General features: G+C 69.2%; 16 protein-coding genes. 10 read left to right on the forward strand and 6 right to left on the reverse strand.

What is annotated here, in order from left to right; all coding sequences use genetic code 11:
* Positions 1-21: 21 nt before the first annotated feature.
* Positions 22-912: a 4-hydroxybenzoate octaprenyltransferase gene (gene ubiA, locus EV670_RS07655; RefSeq protein WP_130431249.1), complete on the forward strand. Its 891-nt coding sequence runs from the start codon at positions 22-24 to the stop codon at positions 910-912.
* Positions 913-930: 18 nt separating this feature from the next.
* Here the strand turns inward: ubiA and EV670_RS07660 are convergent, their stop codons facing one another.
* The 4 genes from EV670_RS07660 to proC all read right to left on the reverse strand — a co-directional run bounded on the left by EV670_RS07660 (position 931) and on the right by proC (position 5,551).
* Positions 931-1,413, reverse strand: coding sequence for a hypothetical protein (locus EV670_RS07660; protein WP_130431250.1), 483 nt, complete (start codon positions 1,411-1,413; stop codon positions 931-933).
* The gene (locus tag EV670_RS07665; RefSeq protein ID WP_130431251.1) at positions 1,410-3,146 is read right to left on the reverse strand and encodes an N-acyl-D-amino-acid deacylase family protein; all 1,737 of its coding nucleotides are present in this window, start codon (positions 3,144-3,146) and stop codon (positions 1,410-1,412) included. Before EV670_RS07665 ends, EV670_RS07660 begins: the two co-directional genes overlap by 4 nt.
* Positions 3,147-3,243: 97 nt before the next feature.
* Positions 3,244-4,536 carry a Glu/Leu/Phe/Val family dehydrogenase gene (locus tag EV670_RS07670; RefSeq protein ID WP_130431252.1) on the reverse strand — a complete coding sequence of 431 codons (1,293 nt, stop codon included), beginning with the start codon at positions 4,534-4,536 and terminating at the stop codon, positions 3,244-3,246.
* A 202-nt stretch (positions 4,537-4,738) separates the two neighbouring features.
* Entirely contained in the window at positions 4,739-5,551 is an 813-nt protein-coding gene (gene proC, locus EV670_RS07675; protein WP_130431253.1) for a pyrroline-5-carboxylate reductase, read from the reverse strand.
* A 94-nt stretch (positions 5,552-5,645) separates the two neighbouring features.
* Between proC and EV670_RS07680 the strand changes: the two genes are divergently transcribed.
* Entirely contained in the window at positions 5,646-6,008 is a 363-nt protein-coding gene (locus EV670_RS07680; protein WP_130431254.1) for a hypothetical protein, read from the forward strand.
* Between the two features lie 75 nt (positions 6,009-6,083).
* On the opposite strand, the gene EV670_RS07685 is transcribed toward EV670_RS07680, so the two are convergent.
* Positions 6,084-9,119, reverse strand: a complete 3,036-nt coding sequence (locus tag EV670_RS07685; protein WP_130431255.1) for an L-glutamate gamma-semialdehyde dehydrogenase — start codon at positions 9,117-9,119, stop codon at positions 6,084-6,086.
* Positions 9,120-9,185: 66 nt separating this feature from the next.
* Here EV670_RS07685 and EV670_RS07690 point away from each other — a divergent pair, with 66 nt between their 5' ends.
* From EV670_RS07690 to EV670_RS07715, 6 genes are all read left to right on the forward strand, one after another.
* Positions 9,186-9,707, forward strand: a complete 522-nt coding sequence (locus tag EV670_RS07690) for an Lrp/AsnC ligand binding domain-containing protein (RefSeq protein ID WP_130431256.1) — start codon at positions 9,186-9,188, stop codon at positions 9,705-9,707.
* Positions 9,708-9,806: 99 nt separating this feature from the next.
* Positions 9,807-10,577: an ABC transporter ATP-binding protein gene (locus tag EV670_RS07695; protein ID WP_130431257.1), complete on the forward strand. Its 771-nt coding sequence runs from the start codon at positions 9,807-9,809 to the stop codon at positions 10,575-10,577.
* On the forward strand, positions 10,577-11,290 hold the full coding sequence (locus tag EV670_RS07700; protein ID WP_130431258.1) for an ABC transporter ATP-binding protein: 714 nt from the start codon (positions 10,577-10,579) through the stop codon (positions 11,288-11,290). The genes EV670_RS07695 and EV670_RS07700 overlap by 1 nt, the downstream gene beginning before the upstream one ends.
* A gap of 37 nt (positions 11,291-11,327) precedes the next feature.
* Positions 11,328-12,551 carry an ABC transporter substrate-binding protein gene (locus tag EV670_RS07705; RefSeq protein WP_130431259.1) on the forward strand — a complete coding sequence of 408 codons (1,224 nt, stop codon included), beginning with the start codon at positions 11,328-11,330 and terminating at the stop codon, positions 12,549-12,551.
* Between the two features lie 36 nt (positions 12,552-12,587).
* Complete coding sequence (locus EV670_RS07710) at positions 12,588-13,475, forward strand: branched-chain amino acid ABC transporter permease (RefSeq protein ID WP_130431260.1); 888 nt, start codon at positions 12,588-12,590, stop codon at positions 13,473-13,475.
* An 82-nt stretch (positions 13,476-13,557) separates the two neighbouring features.
* Positions 13,558-14,499, forward strand: a complete 942-nt coding sequence (locus EV670_RS07715; RefSeq protein WP_130431693.1) for a branched-chain amino acid ABC transporter permease — start codon at positions 13,558-13,560, stop codon at positions 14,497-14,499.
* Positions 14,500-14,505: 6 nt separating this feature from the next.
* Here the strand turns inward: EV670_RS07715 and EV670_RS07720 are convergent, their stop codons facing one another.
* A complete protein-coding gene (locus EV670_RS07720; protein WP_130431261.1) occupies positions 14,506-15,198 on the reverse strand; it encodes a YggS family pyridoxal phosphate-dependent enzyme in 693 nt (230 codons plus the stop codon).
* A 29-nt stretch (positions 15,199-15,227) separates the two neighbouring features.
* Here EV670_RS07720 and EV670_RS07725 point away from each other — a divergent pair, with 29 nt between their 5' ends.
* Both EV670_RS07725 and EV670_RS07730 read left to right on the forward strand, forming a co-directional pair.
* Positions 15,228-16,271 (forward strand): type IV pilus twitching motility protein PilT, encoded by a 1,044-nt coding sequence (locus tag EV670_RS07725; RefSeq protein ID WP_130431262.1) that lies wholly within the window; start codon positions 15,228-15,230, stop codon positions 16,269-16,271.
* Between the two features lie 25 nt (positions 16,272-16,296).
* Positions 16,297-16,965, forward strand: coding sequence for a cyclic nucleotide-binding domain-containing protein (locus EV670_RS07730; RefSeq protein WP_130431694.1), 669 nt, complete (start codon positions 16,297-16,299; stop codon positions 16,963-16,965).
* Positions 16,966-16,976: the final 11 nt, after the last annotated feature.

The raw sequence follows: 16,976 nt of genomic DNA on the forward strand, positions 1-16,976 counted from the left end.
CGCTTCGGATAATCGGCGGCGATGAACACCGCCACCGATTCGCCGCCCGCGCCCTCGCGCCTGGCGCTCTACCTCGACCTGATCCGCTGGAACCGCCCGGCCGGCTGGCTGCTGCTGCTGTGGCCCACGCTCGCCGCGCTGTGGTTGGCAGCGGGCGGCTTTCCGGGCTGGCATCTGCTGATCGTCTTCACGCTCGGCACGATCCTGATGCGTAGCGCCGGCTGCTGCGTCAACGACGTGGCCGACCGCGACTTCGACCGCTTCGTGAAGCGCACCGCGCAGCGCCCGGTCACCTCGGGCGCGCTGCCGGTGAGGAACGCGCTGGCCTTCGGCGCACTGCTCGCGCTGGCGGCCTTCGGCCTGGTGCTGACGACGAATGCGCTGACCATCGCGCTGTCCTTCGCAGCGCTGGCGATCACGATCGCCTACCCCTACGCCAAGCGCTTCGTGTCGATGCCGCAGGCGGTGCTCGGCGTCGCCTTCAGTTTCGGCATCCCGATGGCCTTTGCCGCCGTGCAGGGCGCGGTGCCGGCGCTGGCCTGGTGGCTGCTGTTCGGCAACCTGTTCTGGGTGCTGGCCTATGACACCGAGTACGCGATGGTCGACCGCGACGACGACCTGCGCATCGGCATCAAGACCTCGGCCATCACGCTCGGGCGCTTCGACGTGGCGGCGGTGATGGGCTTCTACGGGCTCTACCTGCTCACGTGGGGCGTGCTCGGCTTCGGGCAGGGGCTGGGCTGGGTCTTCGCGCTCGGCCTGGCCGCGGCGGCGGCGCAGGCCGCGTGGCACTGGACGCTGATCCGTGACCGCGCGCGCGAGGGCTGCTTCAAGGCCTTCAGGCTCAACCACTGGGTCGGCCTGGCGGTATTCGCCGGCATCGTGACCGAGCTGGCACTTCGCGCCGCCTGAAGGCCGTACACCACAGCCTCAGTACGCGCCGAATTCGGTCGGCTCGGAGCGGGCAATGAGCCGCACGCCGGGCCGCAGGTCGTCCCAGGCGACCGAACTGAAGCGCCAGCCCGCCTGCGTCAGCACGAACTGCGCGAACAGCATGCCGCGCGACTCGAAGCGCTCGCCCGCCGCCATGCCCTCGCGTGCGATGACACCCTGCCGATGCGCTACCTTGCCGAAGCTGACCGAGTCGGCGTCGAGCTCGAGCACCCGATAGCGCGTGACCGTGCCGGCCTCGAAGCTCGCCATCCGGGTCTCGATGAAGCGGTCGACGCCGAAGACCTCGGGCGTCGCGCCGGTCGCGTTGACCAGCACACCGGCCTCGATGAACAGATCGTGCAGCCTGCGGTACCGAGGCGTCTGGCCCGCGTCGAACGAGACCGCCCCCAGGAGCTGCGCGATCAGCTGGTCCAGTTCCCGCTTGAGTTCGGCCGCACCGGCCGGCGCGGTCGCGTTCATGTCGTCGGCGCCGCCCTGGGGCCTCTGACCAGCCGCCCGGGCAGCGAGCCGCTCGGCACGCCGCGGCGATGGACGACGACGCCGTCGACGATCGTGCACTCATAGCCATCGGCGCGTTGCACGAGACGCCGGCCGCCGCTCGGCAGGTCGTGCACGACCTCGGGCGCGTGCAGACGCAGTCGATCCGGGTCGAACACGTTCAGGTCGGCCTTGTAACCGGGCATGACGAGGCCACGGTCCTCCAGGCCCACGGTCCGGGCCGGATCGCTGCTCAGCCACTTGACGACCAGCGGCAGCGGCACCCGCTCGCCGCGGGTGCGGTCGCGCACCCAGTGCGTCAGCATGAAGGTCGGGTAGCTGCCATCGCAGATCGTGCCGCAATGCGCACCGCCATCGCCCAGGCCCAGCACCGAGCCGGCGTGGCGCATCATGGCCAGCGAGGTGTCGAGCGAGCCGCATTCGTAGTTGCAGAGCGTGGCGTAGAGATTGTTGCGCCCCTCGCCCTCCAGCATCAGGTCATAGGCCAGTGCCTGCGGCCGCACGCCCAGGCGCCGGGCGCGCGCTGCGATGCTCTGCTCGAAGGGCTGCTCGTAGTCCGGCGGATCGCCGAGCAGGTACATGTGCTCGAACTCCTGCGCCAATCGCCCCAGCACGATCGTCGGGTCCGGGTCGACCGCCTCGGCCAGGATGCGGGCCCGCGTGGCGGGCTGCCTCAGCGCCTGGATCTTCTGCTCGAACGGCAAGGCCGACAGCGCCGCGTAGGAGTCACAGGTGTAGAACGGGTTCAGCGTCAGCTCATGGCCGAGCATCACGCCGATGGCCCGCCCGAGCACCTGGGCCTTGATCGGCACGCCCTCGGCGCTGGCCTGCGCGGCCCAGTCGAGCACCTCGTGCCAACGCAAGGTCATCGGGCCATAGGTGCCCTCGAGCAGCGACACCGTCAGCGGCCGGCCGCAGTGTTCGACCAGCCGGCGCAGCAGCGTGAAGACCTCTTCGGGTTGATCGAAATCGGTGATGAGCTGGAGCGCACCCCTGCCGGCCGCCTTCAGCGCACCGGCGAGCGCGGTCAGTTCGCGCTCGGCCGCCTCGAAGCTCGGCGTCGACTTGCCATCGGCCGAGCGGTGGAAGAAGGTGCGCGAGGTCGATACGCCCATCGCGCCGGCCAGCATGGCGTCGTGGACGATGCGCTCCATCTGCGCCAGATCGGCCGGCGTGGCCGGCTCGCGGTCGGCGCCGCGCCGACCCATGACGAACACGCGCACCGGCGCGTGCGGCACATAGGCGCAGACGTCCATGTCGAAGCGACGCCCGTCGAGGAAGTCGAGGTACTGCGGAAAGCTCTCCCAGGTCCAGGGCAGGCCGTCGGCCAGCACCGGGTGCGGGATGTCTTCGACGCCTTCCATCAGCCCGATCAGCAACTCGTGCTGATCCGGCCTGCATGGCGCGAAGCCGACGCCGCAATTGCCCATCACGACCGTGGTCACGCCATGACTCGACGAGGGCAGCAGCCGCTCGGACCAGGTGACTTGGCCGTCGTAGTGGGTGTGGATGTCGACAAAGCCCGGCGTGACGACCAGCCCGGCCGCATCGATCTCCGTACCGGCCGAGCGCGCGACGGCGCCGACTTCGACGATCTTGCCGTTCCGAATCGCGACGTCCGCCTCGAAGGGCGGAGCGCCGCTGCCGTCGACGACGCGTCCCCCGCGCAGCACCAGATCGATGGCTTGCAACATGGCCGCTCCTCCGCGAGCACCGCGTCGCGCGTGCCGCGCGCCGCCCGTCCAATGCTACTGCGGGCCCGCTCCGCGGGCAGGCCCGGCCCGCACCCGCTCAGGGATACAGCCCGCGCTCCTCGCGCGCGATCAGGATCCGCTCGCAGGCCACCGCGAAGGTCGCGGTGCGCAGCGTGATCTTGTGGTGGTCGGCGGTGTCCCAGATGTGCTTCAGGGCACCGGTCATGATCTTGTCCAGGCGCACGTTGATCTCGTCCTCGCTCCAGAAGAAGCTCGAGAAGTCCTGCACCCACTCGAAGTAGCTGACGGTCACGCCGCCGGCATTGCAGATCACGTCGGGCACCACCAGCACGCCGCGCGCGGCGAGGATGTCATCGGCCTCGGTCGTGGTCGGGCCGTTGGCGCCTTCGAGCACCAGCTTCGCCGTGGTGCGGCGGGCGCGCTCCACCGTGATCTGGGCCTCGAGCGCGGCCGGGATCAGGATGTCGCACTTGACGTCCCAGAAGCTCTCGCCGTCGATCGCCTCTGCGCCCTTGAAGCCGCCGACACCGCCCGTGCGCTTGACGTGCGCCACCAGGTCGGCGATGTCGAAGCCGCGGTCGTTGAAGATGCTGCCGGTGTGGTCCTGCGCCGCGACGATCTTGCTGCCGGCCTGTGCAAACAGTTCGGCCGCCGAGCCGCCGACGTTGCCGAAGCCCTGCACCGCCACCCGTGCGCCGTCGAGGTTGAGGTGCAGGCGCCGCGCCGCCTCGCGCCCGGTGACAAACACGCCGCGGCCGGTGGCCTTGACGCGGCCGAGCGAGCCACCCAGGTGGATCGGCTTGCCGGTGACGACGCCGGTCGCGGTGGCGCCGGTGTTCTGCGAGTAGGTGTCCATCATCCACGCCATGATCTGGGCGTTGGTGTTGACGTCCGGCGCCGGGATGTCGCGCTGCGGCCCGATGATGATGCCGATCTCGCTGGTGTAGCGGCGGGTGAGCTTCTCGAGCTCCTTCTGCGACAGCAGCTTGGGGTCGACGCGTATGCCGCCCTTGGCGCCGCCATAGGGCAGGTTTACCGCAGCGCACTTCACCGTCATCCAGGCCGACAGCGCCATCACCTCCTCGAGGTTCACATCGGGGTGGTAGCGCACACCGCCCTTGCCCGGGCCGCGGCTGAGGTTGTGCTGGACGCGAAAGCCTTCGTAGTGGCGCACGCTGCCGTCGTCCATCTCGATCGGCACGTCGACGATCAGCGCGCGCTTGGGGCGCTTGAGGGTCTCGGCCCAGCGGCCGAGGTGGCCGAGGTAGGGCACCACGCGGTCGACCTGCGAGAGGTAGGTGCCCCAGGGGCTGGTGGCCGTGGGCTGCACGTAGGACAGCGTCGAGTCGTTGGGAACGGTAGCGGTCATGCGATGTTTTCCTTGAGCTTCGTCAGCCCTCGTGGGGCCGGGTCCGACGGCGGCGCCGGCGCGCGCGAATCACATCGGCGCGGCGCTCGCCACGGGGTGCGCGCACTGTAGGCGCGTGCACCGTGGCAGGCGATGCGTCTTGTGCATGACCCGCTGCCGGGCGTGAATGGCGGCGACCCGAACTTACCCGCGCTGCCGCGAATCAGCCGCCGCGGCCGAGTTCCGCGGCGCGTGTCTGCGCCGCCAGCACCGCCCGCACGATCGCCTCGCCGACGCCGTCGGCGCGCATCGACTCGAGCGCGGCGAAGGTGGTGCCGCCCTTGGAGGTCACGCGCTCGCGCAGCACGGCGGGCGGGTCCTCGGAGCGCATGGCCAGCTCGGTGGCGCCGGCAAAGGTCCGCAGCGCGAGCGCGCGGCCCTGCGCGTCGCTCAGCCCCATCCGGCGTGCGGCCTCCATCATCGATTCGATGAACAGGAACACGTAGGCCGGCCCCGAGCCCGACAGCGCGGTGACGGAATCGAGGTCGTCCTCGCGATCGACCCACAAGGTCTGGCCGGTCGGCGCCAGCAGCGCCTCGACGTGGGCGCGCTCGTCGTCGCTGACCTGCGGCCGAGCGTAGAGCCCGGCAATGCCCTGACCGATCAGCGCCGGCGTGTTGGGCATCGCGCGCACCACGCGTTGCGATCCGGTGGCGGCCGCGATTGTCTCGCTGCGGATGCCGGCCATCACGCTGAGCTGAAGCGCACCGCCCACCTGCGCGGCGCAGGCCGCGGCGGCCTCGGCAAAGCTCTGCGGCTTGACCGCCCAGACCACCAGCGCGGCGCGCGCCAGCGAGGCATCGGCCGCCGGCAGCGCCGTCACGCCATGTTGTTGCGCGAGTCGCTCGCGCTGCTCGGCCCAGGGCTCGATGACGAGGATGTGCTCGACCGCCTGCCCGCTGCGGCGCAGCCCGCCGATCAGCGCGCCGGCCATGTTGCCGCCGCCGATGAAGGCGATCGTGGTGGGTGAAGGCATCGGCTGGTCCTTGCAGTGATGGTTCGATGATCCGACAACGGCCTGACTATGATCCGGCGCAGGGTCCGCGCCGCGCGCGGTCGGGAGGATAGCCATGCATCGTTCACGCCGCCGCGGTCAGCGCACCGCAGCGCTCCTTGCGGCCCTTGCCACCGCGCTGGCGCTCGCCAGCGGCTGTGCGTCGTGGACCACCGAGAGCAAGAAGGTTGCCGAGTCGCCCGACCCGCGGCCGCGCATCGTGTTTCGCTTCGACAGCCGGGACGATCTGGTCCCGACCGCGCGAGTGCTGGTCGACGAGCGCGACGTCGGCGCCCTCGGCGACTTCGGCGAGCTGCGCGCCCCGTTGCGCGTGAGCGCCGGCACCCACCGCGTCAAGGTGACCTTCTTCGACAAGGTGATGCTCGACACCCAGATCACGGTCGACGACGGCAGCCTGACGCGGCTGACGGTGCGTTGATGCTTCATGCCTCTCGCAGAGCTCGTGGCCTTCGTCCCGTCCAAGCCTGCGCAGGCAGGCTTGGAGCCGCGGGACTCAGTGGGCGCCGCCGGCCAGCAGCTCGGCGTTGCCGCCGGCCGCCGCGGTGTTGATCGTCACCGTCTGCTCGCCACAGAAGCGCGGCAGGTAGTTCGGGCCGCCGGCCTTGGGGCCGGTGCCGCTGAGGCCCTCGCCGCCGAAGGGCTGCACGCCGACCACCGCGCCGATCATGTTGCGATTGACGTAGACGTTGCCCACCCTCGCCAGCTCGGCGATGCGCTGCGCGCGGCTGTCGATGCGGGTCTGCACGCCGAGCGTGAGGCCGTAGCCGAGGGCGTTGATCTGCGCGACCAGGGTCTCGACATCCGGTGCCGCGGTGCCCGGACCCCAGCGCACGACGTGCAGCACCGGGCCGAAGACCTCCTCCTTCATCGCGCTGACGCCGGCGAGCTCGAACATCGCCGGCGCGATGAAGTGGCCCCGTTCCGATCCTCCCGGCGCGCCGCGCTCGGCCAGCAGCTTCGCCTCGCGCCCGAGGCGCTCGACATGGCGGCTCAGGTTGGCATGGGCCTCGGCGTCGATCACCGGGCCGACGTCGGTCGCCAGATCGGCCGGGTCGCCGACCTTGAGCTCCTGCAGCGCGCCATCGATCATGTGCAGCACGCCGTCGGCGATGCCCTCGTGCACGCACAGGAGGCGCAGCGCCGAGCAGCGCTGGCCAGCCGAGCGGAACGCGCTCTGCACGACCGCGTCGACCACCTGCTCGGGCAGCGCCGAGCTGTCGACGATCATCGCGTTGAGGCCGCCGGTCTCGGCGATCAGCGGCACGATGGGGCCGTCCTTGGCCGCCAGCGTGCGCTGGATGATCTTGGCGACCTGCGTCGAGCCGGTGAAGCAGACGCCTGCCGTGCGCGGGTGCGCGACCAGCGCGGCGCCGACCGTCTCGCCCGGGCCGTGCAGCAGGCATAGCGCCTCGCGCGGCAGGCCGGCCTTGTGGAGCAGTTCGACGAAGCGCGCCGCCACCGCCGGCGTCTGCTCGGCCGGCTTGGCGGCCACGGTGTTGCCGGTGACCAGCGCCGCGACCACCTGCCCCGCGAAGATCGCGAGCGGGAAGTTCCACGGGCTGATGCAGACGAAGGCGCCGCGGCCGTGCAGGTGCAGCGTGTTCTTCTCGCCGGTCGGGCCGGGCAGGGCCACCGGCGCCAGGCGGTGCAGCGCCTGTTGCGCGTAGTAGCGGCAGAAGTCGACAGCCTCACGAACTTCGGCCACCGCGTCCGGCCAGGTCTTGTGGGCCTCCTTGACCAGCAGTGCGCAGTACTCGGGCAGCGCGGCGTCGAGCGCTGCGGCGGCACGATCGAGGATGGCGCAGCGCTCGGCCAGCGGCGTCGCGTTCCAGCCGGCCCAGGCGGCATCGAGCCTGTCCATCGCGGCGGCGGCGCCCTTCGAGCTGGCCTCCGGCACCGACGGGATGCTCGTCAGCGCGCGGCCGGCCGCCAGCAGCGGCGCGCGCTCGGCGATCACCGCCAGGTCGACGCCGCTCGAGTTGCGGCGTTCGGCGCCATAGAGCTGCGGCGGCAGCGGCTGGCCGCTGAGCTTGCTTGGCGCCAGCGGCGAGGCCAGCAGCAGGTCGGGGTCGACGCTCGGGTCGGCGAGCTGGTGCACGAAGCTGCTGTTGGCGCCGTTCTCGAGCAGGCGCCGCACTAGGTAGGCCAGCAGGTCGCGGTGCTCGCCGACCGGCGCGTAGATGCGCAAGGGGATGCCGCCGGCCTTGAGCACCTCGCGATAGACGCCTTCTCCCATGCCATGCAGGCGCTGCATCTCGTAGCGCGCGCCGGCCGCCTCGGCCAGCTCGGCGATCGCCGCGATGGTGCCTGCGTTGTGGGTCGCGAACTGCGGATAGATCACGTCCGCATGGTCGATCAGCGCCTTGGCACAGGCCAGGTAGGCGAGGTCGGTGTGGTGCTTGTGGGTCCAGACCGGGTAGGCCGCCAGGCCTTGCTCCTGCGCGCGCTTGATCTCGGCGTCCCAGTAGGCACCCTTGACCAGGCGCACCATGAAGCGCAGGCCCTTGCTCTTGGCGATGCGCGCCACCTCGTGCACCAGCGCGAGCGAGCGGGTCTGGTAGGCCTGCAGCGCGAGGCCGAAGCCGCGCCACTGCGGATGGTGCTGCGCGATGTGCGCGGCCAGCGCCTCCAGCACGTCGAGCGAGAGCTCGAGGCGCTCGCTCTCCTCGGCGTCGATCGTCAGGTTGAGGTTGGCGCGCGCGGCGGCATCGACCAGCGGCAGCAGGCGTGGCACCAGCTCGCGCAGCACGCGCTCGCGCTGGCCGTCCTCGTAGCGGGCGAACAGCGCCGAGAGCTTGATCGAGATGCCGTCCTTGTCCTCCGGGCCGGCTTCGGCGGTGGCCGGCTGCGCGGCCAGCTGCTCGATCGCGTCGGCATAGCTCTTGAGGTAGCGCAGCGCGTCGGCGTCGGTGCGCGCGCCCTCGCCGAGCATGTCGTAGCTGAAACGCAGCGCGCGCTGTTCCTTGCGCTGCGCGTTGGCTTCCTTGATCGCCTCGGCCAGCGTCTGGCCTAGCACGAACTGGCGGCCGAGCAGCTGGATCGCGCGCACGGTCGCGCTCACCACGGTCTGCGCACCCAGGCGCTGGAGCATGCCGGGCTGCTCGTTGTTGTCGGGCAGGAATTTCTTGGACAGCGCGATCGCGCTGGTCGACAGGCTCGCCATCAGCTTGTGCGGACCGTCGGAGCCACCTTCGAAGTCGGCGCGACCAAGCTGGTCGGCGGTGAGCGCGATCGCGGTCTGCGCATCGGGCACGCGCAGCAGCGCCTCGGCCAGCCGCATCAGCGCCAGGCCCTCGGCGCTCGAGATCGGGAACTCGCGCAGCAGCGACTCCATCGCCCAGAACGGCGCCGGCTGCGAACGCACCGCCTGCACCCAGGGCTTGGCGCGCTGCTGCGCGCGTTGCCAGTCGAAGCCCGCGGCCTGGCCGGCGAGCAAGGCGCTGCAATCGGCCAGGGCCTCCTGCTCGGGGCGCAGCGGCGACGGAAGGCGGGCCACGGAGGGCGGCACGGCAGGCAGATCGGGATTCATCGGGAACCTCTTGGACAGAATTTCCGATAGCCTAGTCGCCATCTCACCGAATTAATGACCAAGCTGATGGCTGATCGCCGCACAAAATCCAGCGAAACTACCATCGAGACCGACGCGTTGCCGGGCCTTGACCGCACCGACCTGCGCATCCTGCACGCGCTGCAGCGCGATGGCCGCATCAGCAACGTGGATCTGGCGCAGGCGGTGCATCTGTCGCCGACCGCGGCGCTGGAGCGCGTCAAGCGTCTAACGCGCGATGGCTTCATCCTCGGCTACGAGGCGCGGCTCAACCCGGCCAAGCTCGGCGCCGGGATGCTGGTGTTCATCGAGATCGTGCTCGACCGCACCACACCCGAGGTGTTCCGCAGCTTCCAGGCGGCGGTGCAGGCGCGGCCCGAGATCCTCGAATGCCATCTGGTGGCGGGCGGCTTCGACTACCTGATCAAGACCCGCGCCGCCGACATGAACGCCTACCGCGAGATGCTGGCCAGCGTCATCTGGTCGCTGCCCGGCGTGCGCGAGACCCGCACCTACGCGGTGATGGAGGAGGTCAAGAACACGACCCACCTCCCGCTTACCGGCACCTGACCCGCGTTGGTGCATACGCGAGCCCACGTAGGGTGATCCCCGCCTGTTGCGCCGCAACAGGGGTCCTGACAATGGCCGGTCCACGTCAGCCGGATCGGCATGAGCGACTTCATCCTCCAGACACAAGGGCTCACCAAGGAATTCAAGGGCTTCACCGCCGTTGACAACGTGAACCTGCAAGTCCAGCGCGGCCACATCCACGCGCTGATCGGCCCCAATGGCGCCGGCAAGACGACCTGCTTCAACCTGCTGACGAAGTTCCTGCCGCCCACGCGCGGCACGATCCTCTTCAACGGGCACGACATCACGCACGAGAAGTCGGCGCAGATCGCGCGCCGCGGCGTGATCCGTTCGTTCCAGATCTCGGCCGTGTTCCCGCACCTGACGGTGCTCGAGAACGTGCGCATCGGGCTGCAGCGCTTCACCGGTACCTCGTTCCACTTCTGGAAGAACCTCACCGGCCTGCAGCAGCTCGACGCCAAGGTGCTCGCGCTGCTCGAACTGGTGGACCTGCGCGAGATGGCGCACCTGAGCGCCGCCGACCTGCCCTACGGCCGCAAGCGCGCGCTCGAGATCGCCACCACCATGGCGATGGAGCCCGAGCTGATGCTGCTCGACGAGCCGACCCAGGGCATGGGCCACGAGGACGTGGACCGCGTCACCAAGCTGATCAAGCGCGTGGCCGAGGGTCGCACGGTGCTGATGGTGGAACACAACATGAAGGTGGTCTCGACCATCGCCGACCGCATCACCGTGCTCGCGCGCGGCGCGGTGCTCGCCGAGGGCGACTACGACACGGTGAGCAAGCACCCGGCAGTGCTCGAGGCCTACATGGGCAGCGAGGCCACCGAGCTGCAGGGAGCGCATTGATGGCGGAGCTTGCCCTCGAGATCAAGGACCTCCACGCCTGGTATGGCGAGAGCCACATCCTGCACGGCATCAGCCTCGCGGTGCCGCGCGGCCAGGTCGTCACGCTGCTCGGCCGCAACGGCGCCGGCCGCACCACCACGCTGCGCGCGATCATGGGCCTGACCGGCGACCGCAAGGGCTCGATCAAGGTGCATGGCACCGAGAGCGTCGGCATGGCGACGCACCGGATCGCCCAGCTCGGTCTCGGCTACTGCCCGGAGGAGCGCGGCATCTTCGCCTCGCTCAGCACCGAGGAGAACCTGCGCCTGCCGCCGCAGCTCAAGGCCGGCCGCGGCAAGGCTATGGGCGAGGCGCAGATCTACGCGATGTTCCCCAACCTCGCCGAGCGCAAGAACAGCCCCGGCACGCGGCTTTCGGGGGGCGAACAGCAGATGCTGGCGGTCGCGCGCATCCTGCGCACCGGCGCCGACATCCTCTTGCTCGACGAGATCTCAGAAGGCCTCGCGCCGGTGATCGTGCAGGCGCTGGCCCGCATGATCAAGGCGCTCAAGGCCGAGGGCTTCACCATCCTGATGGTGGAGCAGAACTTCCGCTTCGCGGCGCCGCTGGCCGACCATTTCCACGTGATCGAGCATGGCCAGGTGGCCTTGTCCTTCGCCGCCAGCGAACTCGCCGCCAAGCAGGCGGTGCTCGACGAACTGCTCAGTGTTTGACCCCCGTTTTGCCTTCGATCGACAACCAGGAGACAGCATGGCCCTTCATCTCAAGCGCATCGCCCTCGCCACCGCCGCCCTTTGCGGGCTCGGCGGCTTCGCCGCCGCCCCGGCCCACGCCCAAGTCTCGGGTGACGTGATCAAGATCGGCATCATCACCGACATGTCGGGCCTGTATGCCGACATCGACGGCGCCGGCGGCGTCGAGGCGATCCGCATGGCGATCGCCGATGCCAAGGGCATGGCGGCCGGCAAGAAGGTCGAGGTGGTCTATGCCGACCACCAGAACAAGGCCGACGTCGCCGCCAGCAAGGCGCGCGAATGGTTCGACACGCAGGGCGTGGACATGCTGATCGGCGGCACCAACTCGGGCGCCAACCTGGCGATGGCCAAGATTGCGGCCGAGAAGAAGAAGCCCTTCATCTCGGTCGGCGCCGCCAGCTCGCGCCTGACCAACGAGGACTGCACGCCCTACACGATTCACTACGCCTACGACACCGTGGCGCTGGCCAACGGCACCGGCAATGCGGTGGTCAAGTCGGGCGGCAAGACCTGGTACTTCCTGACCGCCGACTACGCCTTCGGCGCCTCGCTGCAGAACGACACCACCGCGGTGGTGCAGAAGGCGGGCGGGCAGGTCGTCGGCTCGGTCAAGCACCCGTTGTCGGCCAGCGACTTCAGCAGCTTCCTGCTGCAGGCGCAGAGCAGCAAGGCGCAGATCCTGGGCCTGGCCAACGCCGGCGGCGACACGATCAACTCGATCAAGGCCGCCAACGAGTTCGGCATCACCAAGACGATGAAGCTCGCCGGCCTGCTGATGTTCATCAACGACATCCACTCGCTGGGCCTGAAGGCGACCGAGGGCATGTACCTGACCGAGGCCTGGTACTGGAACCAGAGCCCCGAGTCGCGCGTCTGGTCGCGTCGCTTCTTCGAGAAGTTCAAGCGCATGCCCTCGATGCTGCAGGCAGCCAACTACTCGGCGACCGGCCATTACCTGAAGGCGGTCGAGGCGGCGAAGTCCGATGACGGCGACAAGACCCTGGCCCAGATGCGCGCCACCAAGGTCAACGACATGTTCTCGCAGAACACCGTGATCGGCCCCGATGGCCGCCACCGCAACAACATGTACCTGATGCAGGTGAAGTCGAGCAAGGACTCGGGCGAGCCCTGGGACTACTACAACGTGGTGCAGAAGATCCCCGGCGACGAGGCCTTCACGCCGCTGGCCAGCAGCAAGTGCCCCCTGCTCAAGAAGTGAGCAACCCCAGAGCGCAGCGAGTGAAGTGAACAGAGCATGACGGAGATCTTCGGCATTCCGGTGCAGGCGTTGCTCGGGCAACTGCTGCTCGGCCTCGTGAACGGATCGTTCTACGCGATCCTTTCGCTGGGCCTGGCGGTGATCTTCGGCATGCTCAACATCATCAACTTCGCCCACGGCTCGCTCTACATGATGGGCGCGTTCCTGGCCTGGATGGGCCTGGAGTACCTGGGCCTGAACTACTGGGTGATGCTGCTGGTGGCGCCGCTGATCGTCGGCGTCATCGGCATCGTGATCGAGCGTTCGATGCTGCAGTGGCTCTACAAGCTCGACCACCTCTACGGGCTGCTGCTGACCTTCGGCATCACGCTGGTGATCGAGGGCATCTTCCGCTCCTTCTACGGGGTCTCGGGTCAGACCTATCCGGTGCCCGAGGCGCTGCAGGGCGCCACCAACCTCGGCTTCATGGTGCTGCCGAACTACCGCGCCTGGGTCGTGGTGGCCTCGATCGTGGTCTGTATGGCGGTCTGGGCCCTGATCGAGAAGACCTCGCTCGGCGCCACGCTGCGCGCCGGCACCGAGAACGCCAAGCTGGTGCAGGCCTTCGGCATCAACGTGCCGCGCATGATCACACTGACCTATGCCGGCGGCGTGGCGCTGGCCGCCTTTGCCGGCGTGCTGGCGGCGCCGATCCTGCAGATCACGCCGCTGATGGGCAGCAACCTGATCATCGTGGTGTTTGCGGTCGTCGTGATCGGCGGCATGGGATCGATCCTCGGCTCGATCCTCACCGGCCTCGGCCTCGGCGTGATCGAGGGCCTGACCAAGGTGTTCTATCCGGAGGCTTCGAGTACCGTGGTGTTCGTGATCATGGCGATCGTGCTGCTGATCCGCCCGGCCGGGCTGTTCGGCAAAGAGAATTGAGATGAGCGCCCCGACCACCCCTTCCGTTCCGGCCGGCGCTGCCGTGCCCCTCGCCCGTTCGCCGCTGCTCGGCTACGCGATCATGTTCGGCGTGATCGCCGCGCTGCCCTTCTTCGGCGCGTACCCGATCTTCGTGATGAAGGTGCTGTGCTACGCGCTGTTTGCCTGCGCCTTCAACCTGCTGATCGGCTTTACCGGCCTGCTGAGCTTCGGCCACGCGGCCTTCCTCGGAACCGCGGCCTATGCCGCCGGCCACGCGCTCAAGGTCTGGGGCCTGCCGGCCCCGCTCGGACTGGCCTTCGGTGCCGGCGCCGCGGCGCTGGTCGGCCTGGCCTTCGGCTGGCTCGCGATCCGCCGCAGCGGCATCTATTTCTCGATGATCACGCTGGCGCTGAGCCAGATGCTGTTCTTCTTCTTCCTGCAAGCGCCCTTCACCGGCGGCGAGGACGGGCTGCAATCGGTGCCGCGAGGCCGCTTCCTCGGCCTCGACCTGGCCAACGACCTCACGCTTTACTACGTCGTGCTCGGCATCTTCATCGCCGCCTTCTGGCTGATCTACCGCACCGTGCACTCGCCCTTCGGCCAGGTGCTCACCTCGATCCGCGAGAACGAGCCGCGCGCAATCTCGCTCGGCTACGACACCGACCGCTTCAAGCTGGTCGCCTTCGTGCTGTCGGCCGCGCTGGCCGGCCTGGCCGGCGCCACCAAGACCCTGGTGCTCGGCTTCGCGACACTGACCGACGCGGTCTGGACCACCTCCGGCGCCGTGATCCTGATGACGCTGGTCGGCGGCATGGGCACGATGGTCGGGCCGATGGTCGGCGCGCTGGTGATCATCGCGCTCGAGAACAAGATCGGCGACCTCGGCAAGGCCTTGGCCGAGATCACCGGCATCGCCTGGTTCAACGGCCTCGGCGAATCGGTGACGCTGGTCACCGGCCTGATCTTCATCGTCTGCGTGCTGGCCTTCAGGCGCGGGCTGGTGGGCGAGCTGGCGCACTTCATCAAGCGCAAGCGCGGCTAAGCCTCGTCAGGCGCGCGCTCCGAAGAGCGCGCTGCCCACGCGCACGATCGTTGCGCCTTCGAGCACAGCCGCCTCCAGGTCGGCGCTCATCCCCATCGACAGCGTGTCGAGTCCGAGGCCGTGCCGGCAGTTGAGTTGCGCCAGCAGCTCTCTGAGCATGCGATGCGGCGCGCGCTGCGCCTCGATGCTGGCGGCCGGCTCCGGGATCGCCATCAGTCCGCGCAGCCGCACGCGCGGCAGCCGCGCGACCTCGACCGCCACGGCCGCCGCTTCGTCGGGCGCGAGGCCGCTCTTGCTCGCCTCGCCGCTGGTGTTGACCTGCAGGCAGAGCTGAAGCGGGGCCAGCGCCGCGGGTCGTTGCTCGCTCAGGCGCTGCGCGATCTTTAGTCGGTCGACGCTGTGGACCCAGTCGAAGGCCTCGGCAACCACGCGCGTCTTGTTGCCCTGCAGCGGCCCGATCAGGTGCCACTCGATCGCGTCGCGCAACTCGGCCAGCGCGGCCATCTTCTCGAGCGCCTCCTGCACGTAGTTCTCGCCGAAGGCGCGCTGGCCGGCAGCGGCCGCGGCGCGCACCGCTTCGGCGCCGAAGGTCTTGCTGACCGCCAGCAGCGTGACGCTGTCCACGCTGCGTTGCGCCTGCACACACGCGCGGACGATGCGCGCGATCACTTGTTGTCGGTTGTGAGCTATCGTCGCCATAATCTTTTGATCCCCTCCCGCCGCGCTTCATGGACATCACCCAACTGCTGGCTTTCTCGGTCAAGAACAAGGCCTCCGACCTGCACTTGTCCGCCGGACTGCCACCGATGATCCGCGTGCATGGCGACGTTCGCCGCATCAATGTCGACCCGCTGGACCACAAGAACGTCCACGACATGGTCTACGACATCATGAACGATGCGCAGCGCAAGGCCTACGAGGAGACGCTCGAGTGCGACTTCTCCTTCGAGATCCAGGGCCTGGCGCGCTTTCGCGTCAACGCCTTCAACCAGAACCGCGGCGCCGGCGCCGTGTTCCGGACCATTCCCAGCAAGATCCTCACGCTCGAGCAGCTCAACGCGCCGAAGATCTTTGCCGACCTCGCGCTCAAGCCGCGCGGCCTGGTGCTGGTCACCGGCCCCACCGGCTCCGGCAAGTCGACCACGCTGGCCGGCATGGTCAACCACCTCAACGAGAACGAGTACGGCCACATCCTGACCGTCGAGGACCCGATCGAGTTCGTGCACGAGTCCAAGCGCTGCCTGATCAACCAGCGCGAGGTCGGCCCGCACACGCTCTCCTTCTCCAACGCACTGCGCTCGGCGCTGCGCGAGGACCCCGACGCGATCCTGGTCGGCGAAATGCGTGACCTCGAGACCATCCGCCTGGCGCTGACCGCCGCCGAGACCGGTCACCTGGTGTTCGGCACGCTGCACACCAGCAGCGCCGCCAAGACCATCGACCGCGTGGTCGACGTGTTCCCGGCCGCCGAGAAGGACATGGTGCGCGCGATGCTCTCCGAGTCGATGATCGGCGTGATCTCGCAGACGCTGTGCAAGCTCAAGGACGGCACCGGCCGCGTCGCGGCCCACGAGATCATGCTGGGCACGCCGGCCATCCGCAACCTGATCCGCGAGAACAAGATCGCGCAGATGTACAGCTCGATCCAGACCGGCAACTCGGTGGGCATGCAGACGCTCGACCAGAACCTCGCCGACCTGGTGCGGCGCAACCTGATCACGCCGGCCGAGGCTCGCGGACGCGCCAAGTCGCCCGAGAATTTCCCCGGCTGAAGCCCAGCGGACCGGCGCTGTGAAGATGCTGTTCGAGCGCCTGAGTGGCCGCGTCGCCAACGTCGTCGAGCCACGCGGCATCGACGACGAGTTGGCGCCGGCGCGGCCCGTCAACGGCGAGTCGACCTTCTTCTCGACGATGTTCCTCGAGCGCAGCGACGACGCGCCGCGCTCGGTGGCCTGGCGCCAGCGCGTGATCGAGATCGGCGCGGTCGAGTTCGACCTGCGCGTCGGCACCGAGCTCTTCGCACGGCTGTGGGCCGCCGACCCGCACGTGGTGACGCTTTCCACCGCCGAGCTGGTGCGCTTTGCGCAGTACTTCGATTTCGTCGCCGTGGCCGAGGGCCAGGAAGTGATCGGCCAGGACGAGCAGGGCGACTACATGGCGATCGTGCTCGACGGCACGCTCGCGGTCGACCGCATCCAGCCGGTCGGCGGCCGCGCGCGGCTGGCCGAGGCGCTGGCCGGCGACATGCTCGGCGAGATGTCTCTGCTCGACGCGGGCGAGCGCTTCTCGGCCTGCACCACGCTCACCCCGAGCGTCCTGGCGGTGCTCGATGCACAGCGCCTGGACCAGATGGTGCTCAACGACCCGCGTCTGGCGCTGGCCCTGCTGGCCTCGCTCGGGCGGCGTCTTTCGCTGCGGCTGCGCCAGGTGAGCGCGCGGCTGTCGGCGCTGCTTTCGGGCGGCTGAATCTACTGAGA

It is taken from the genome of Rivibacter subsaxonicus (assembly GCF_004217215.1).
GTDB classification, from domain to species: Bacteria; Pseudomonadota; Gammaproteobacteria; order Burkholderiales; family Burkholderiaceae_C; genus Rivibacter; species Rivibacter subsaxonicus.

Bases quoted from the DNA above. Each gene is read 5' to 3' on its own strand.
- EV670_RS07685 (WP_130431255.1), bottom strand. From the start codon at position 9,119: ATGAATCCCGATCTGCCTGCCGTGCCGCCCTCCGTGGCCCGCCTTCCG.
- EV670_RS07725 (WP_130431262.1), top strand. From the start codon at position 15,228: ATGGACATCACCCAACTGCTGGCTTTCTCGGTCAAGAACAAGGCCTCC.
- EV670_RS07705 (WP_130431259.1), top strand. From the start codon at position 11,328: ATGGCCCTTCATCTCAAGCGCATCGCCCTCGCCACCGCCGCCCTTTGC.
- proC (WP_130431253.1), bottom strand. From the start codon at position 5,551: ATGCCTTCACCCACCACGATCGCCTTCATCGGCGGCGGCAACATGGCC.
- EV670_RS07665 (WP_130431251.1), bottom strand. From the start codon at position 3,146: ATGTTGCAAGCCATCGATCTGGTGCTGCGCGGGGGACGCGTCGTCGAC.
- EV670_RS07670 (WP_130431252.1), bottom strand. From the start codon at position 4,536: ATGACCGCTACCGTTCCCAACGACTCGACGCTGTCCTACGTGCAGCCC.
- EV670_RS07700 (WP_130431258.1), top strand. From the start codon at position 10,577: ATGGCGGAGCTTGCCCTCGAGATCAAGGACCTCCACGCCTGGTATGGC.
- EV670_RS07710 (WP_130431260.1), top strand. From the start codon at position 12,588: ATGACGGAGATCTTCGGCATTCCGGTGCAGGCGTTGCTCGGGCAACTG.
- EV670_RS07680 (WP_130431254.1), top strand. From the start codon at position 5,646: ATGCATCGTTCACGCCGCCGCGGTCAGCGCACCGCAGCGCTCCTTGCG.
- EV670_RS07730 (WP_130431694.1), top strand. From the start codon at position 16,297: ATGCTGTTCGAGCGCCTGAGTGGCCGCGTCGCCAACGTCGTCGAGCCA.
- EV670_RS07695 (WP_130431257.1), top strand. From the start codon at position 9,807: ATGAGCGACTTCATCCTCCAGACACAAGGGCTCACCAAGGAATTCAAG.
- EV670_RS07715 (WP_130431693.1), top strand. From the start codon at position 13,558: ATGTTCGGCGTGATCGCCGCGCTGCCCTTCTTCGGCGCGTACCCGATC.
- EV670_RS07690 (WP_130431256.1), top strand. From the start codon at position 9,186: ATGGCTGATCGCCGCACAAAATCCAGCGAAACTACCATCGAGACCGAC.
- EV670_RS07720 (WP_130431261.1), bottom strand. From the start codon at position 15,198: ATGGCGACGATAGCTCACAACCGACAACAAGTGATCGCGCGCATCGTC.
- ubiA (WP_130431249.1), top strand. From the start codon at position 22: ATGAACACCGCCACCGATTCGCCGCCCGCGCCCTCGCGCCTGGCGCTC.
- EV670_RS07660 (WP_130431250.1), bottom strand. From the start codon at position 1,413: ATGAACGCGACCGCGCCGGCCGGTGCGGCCGAACTCAAGCGGGAACTG.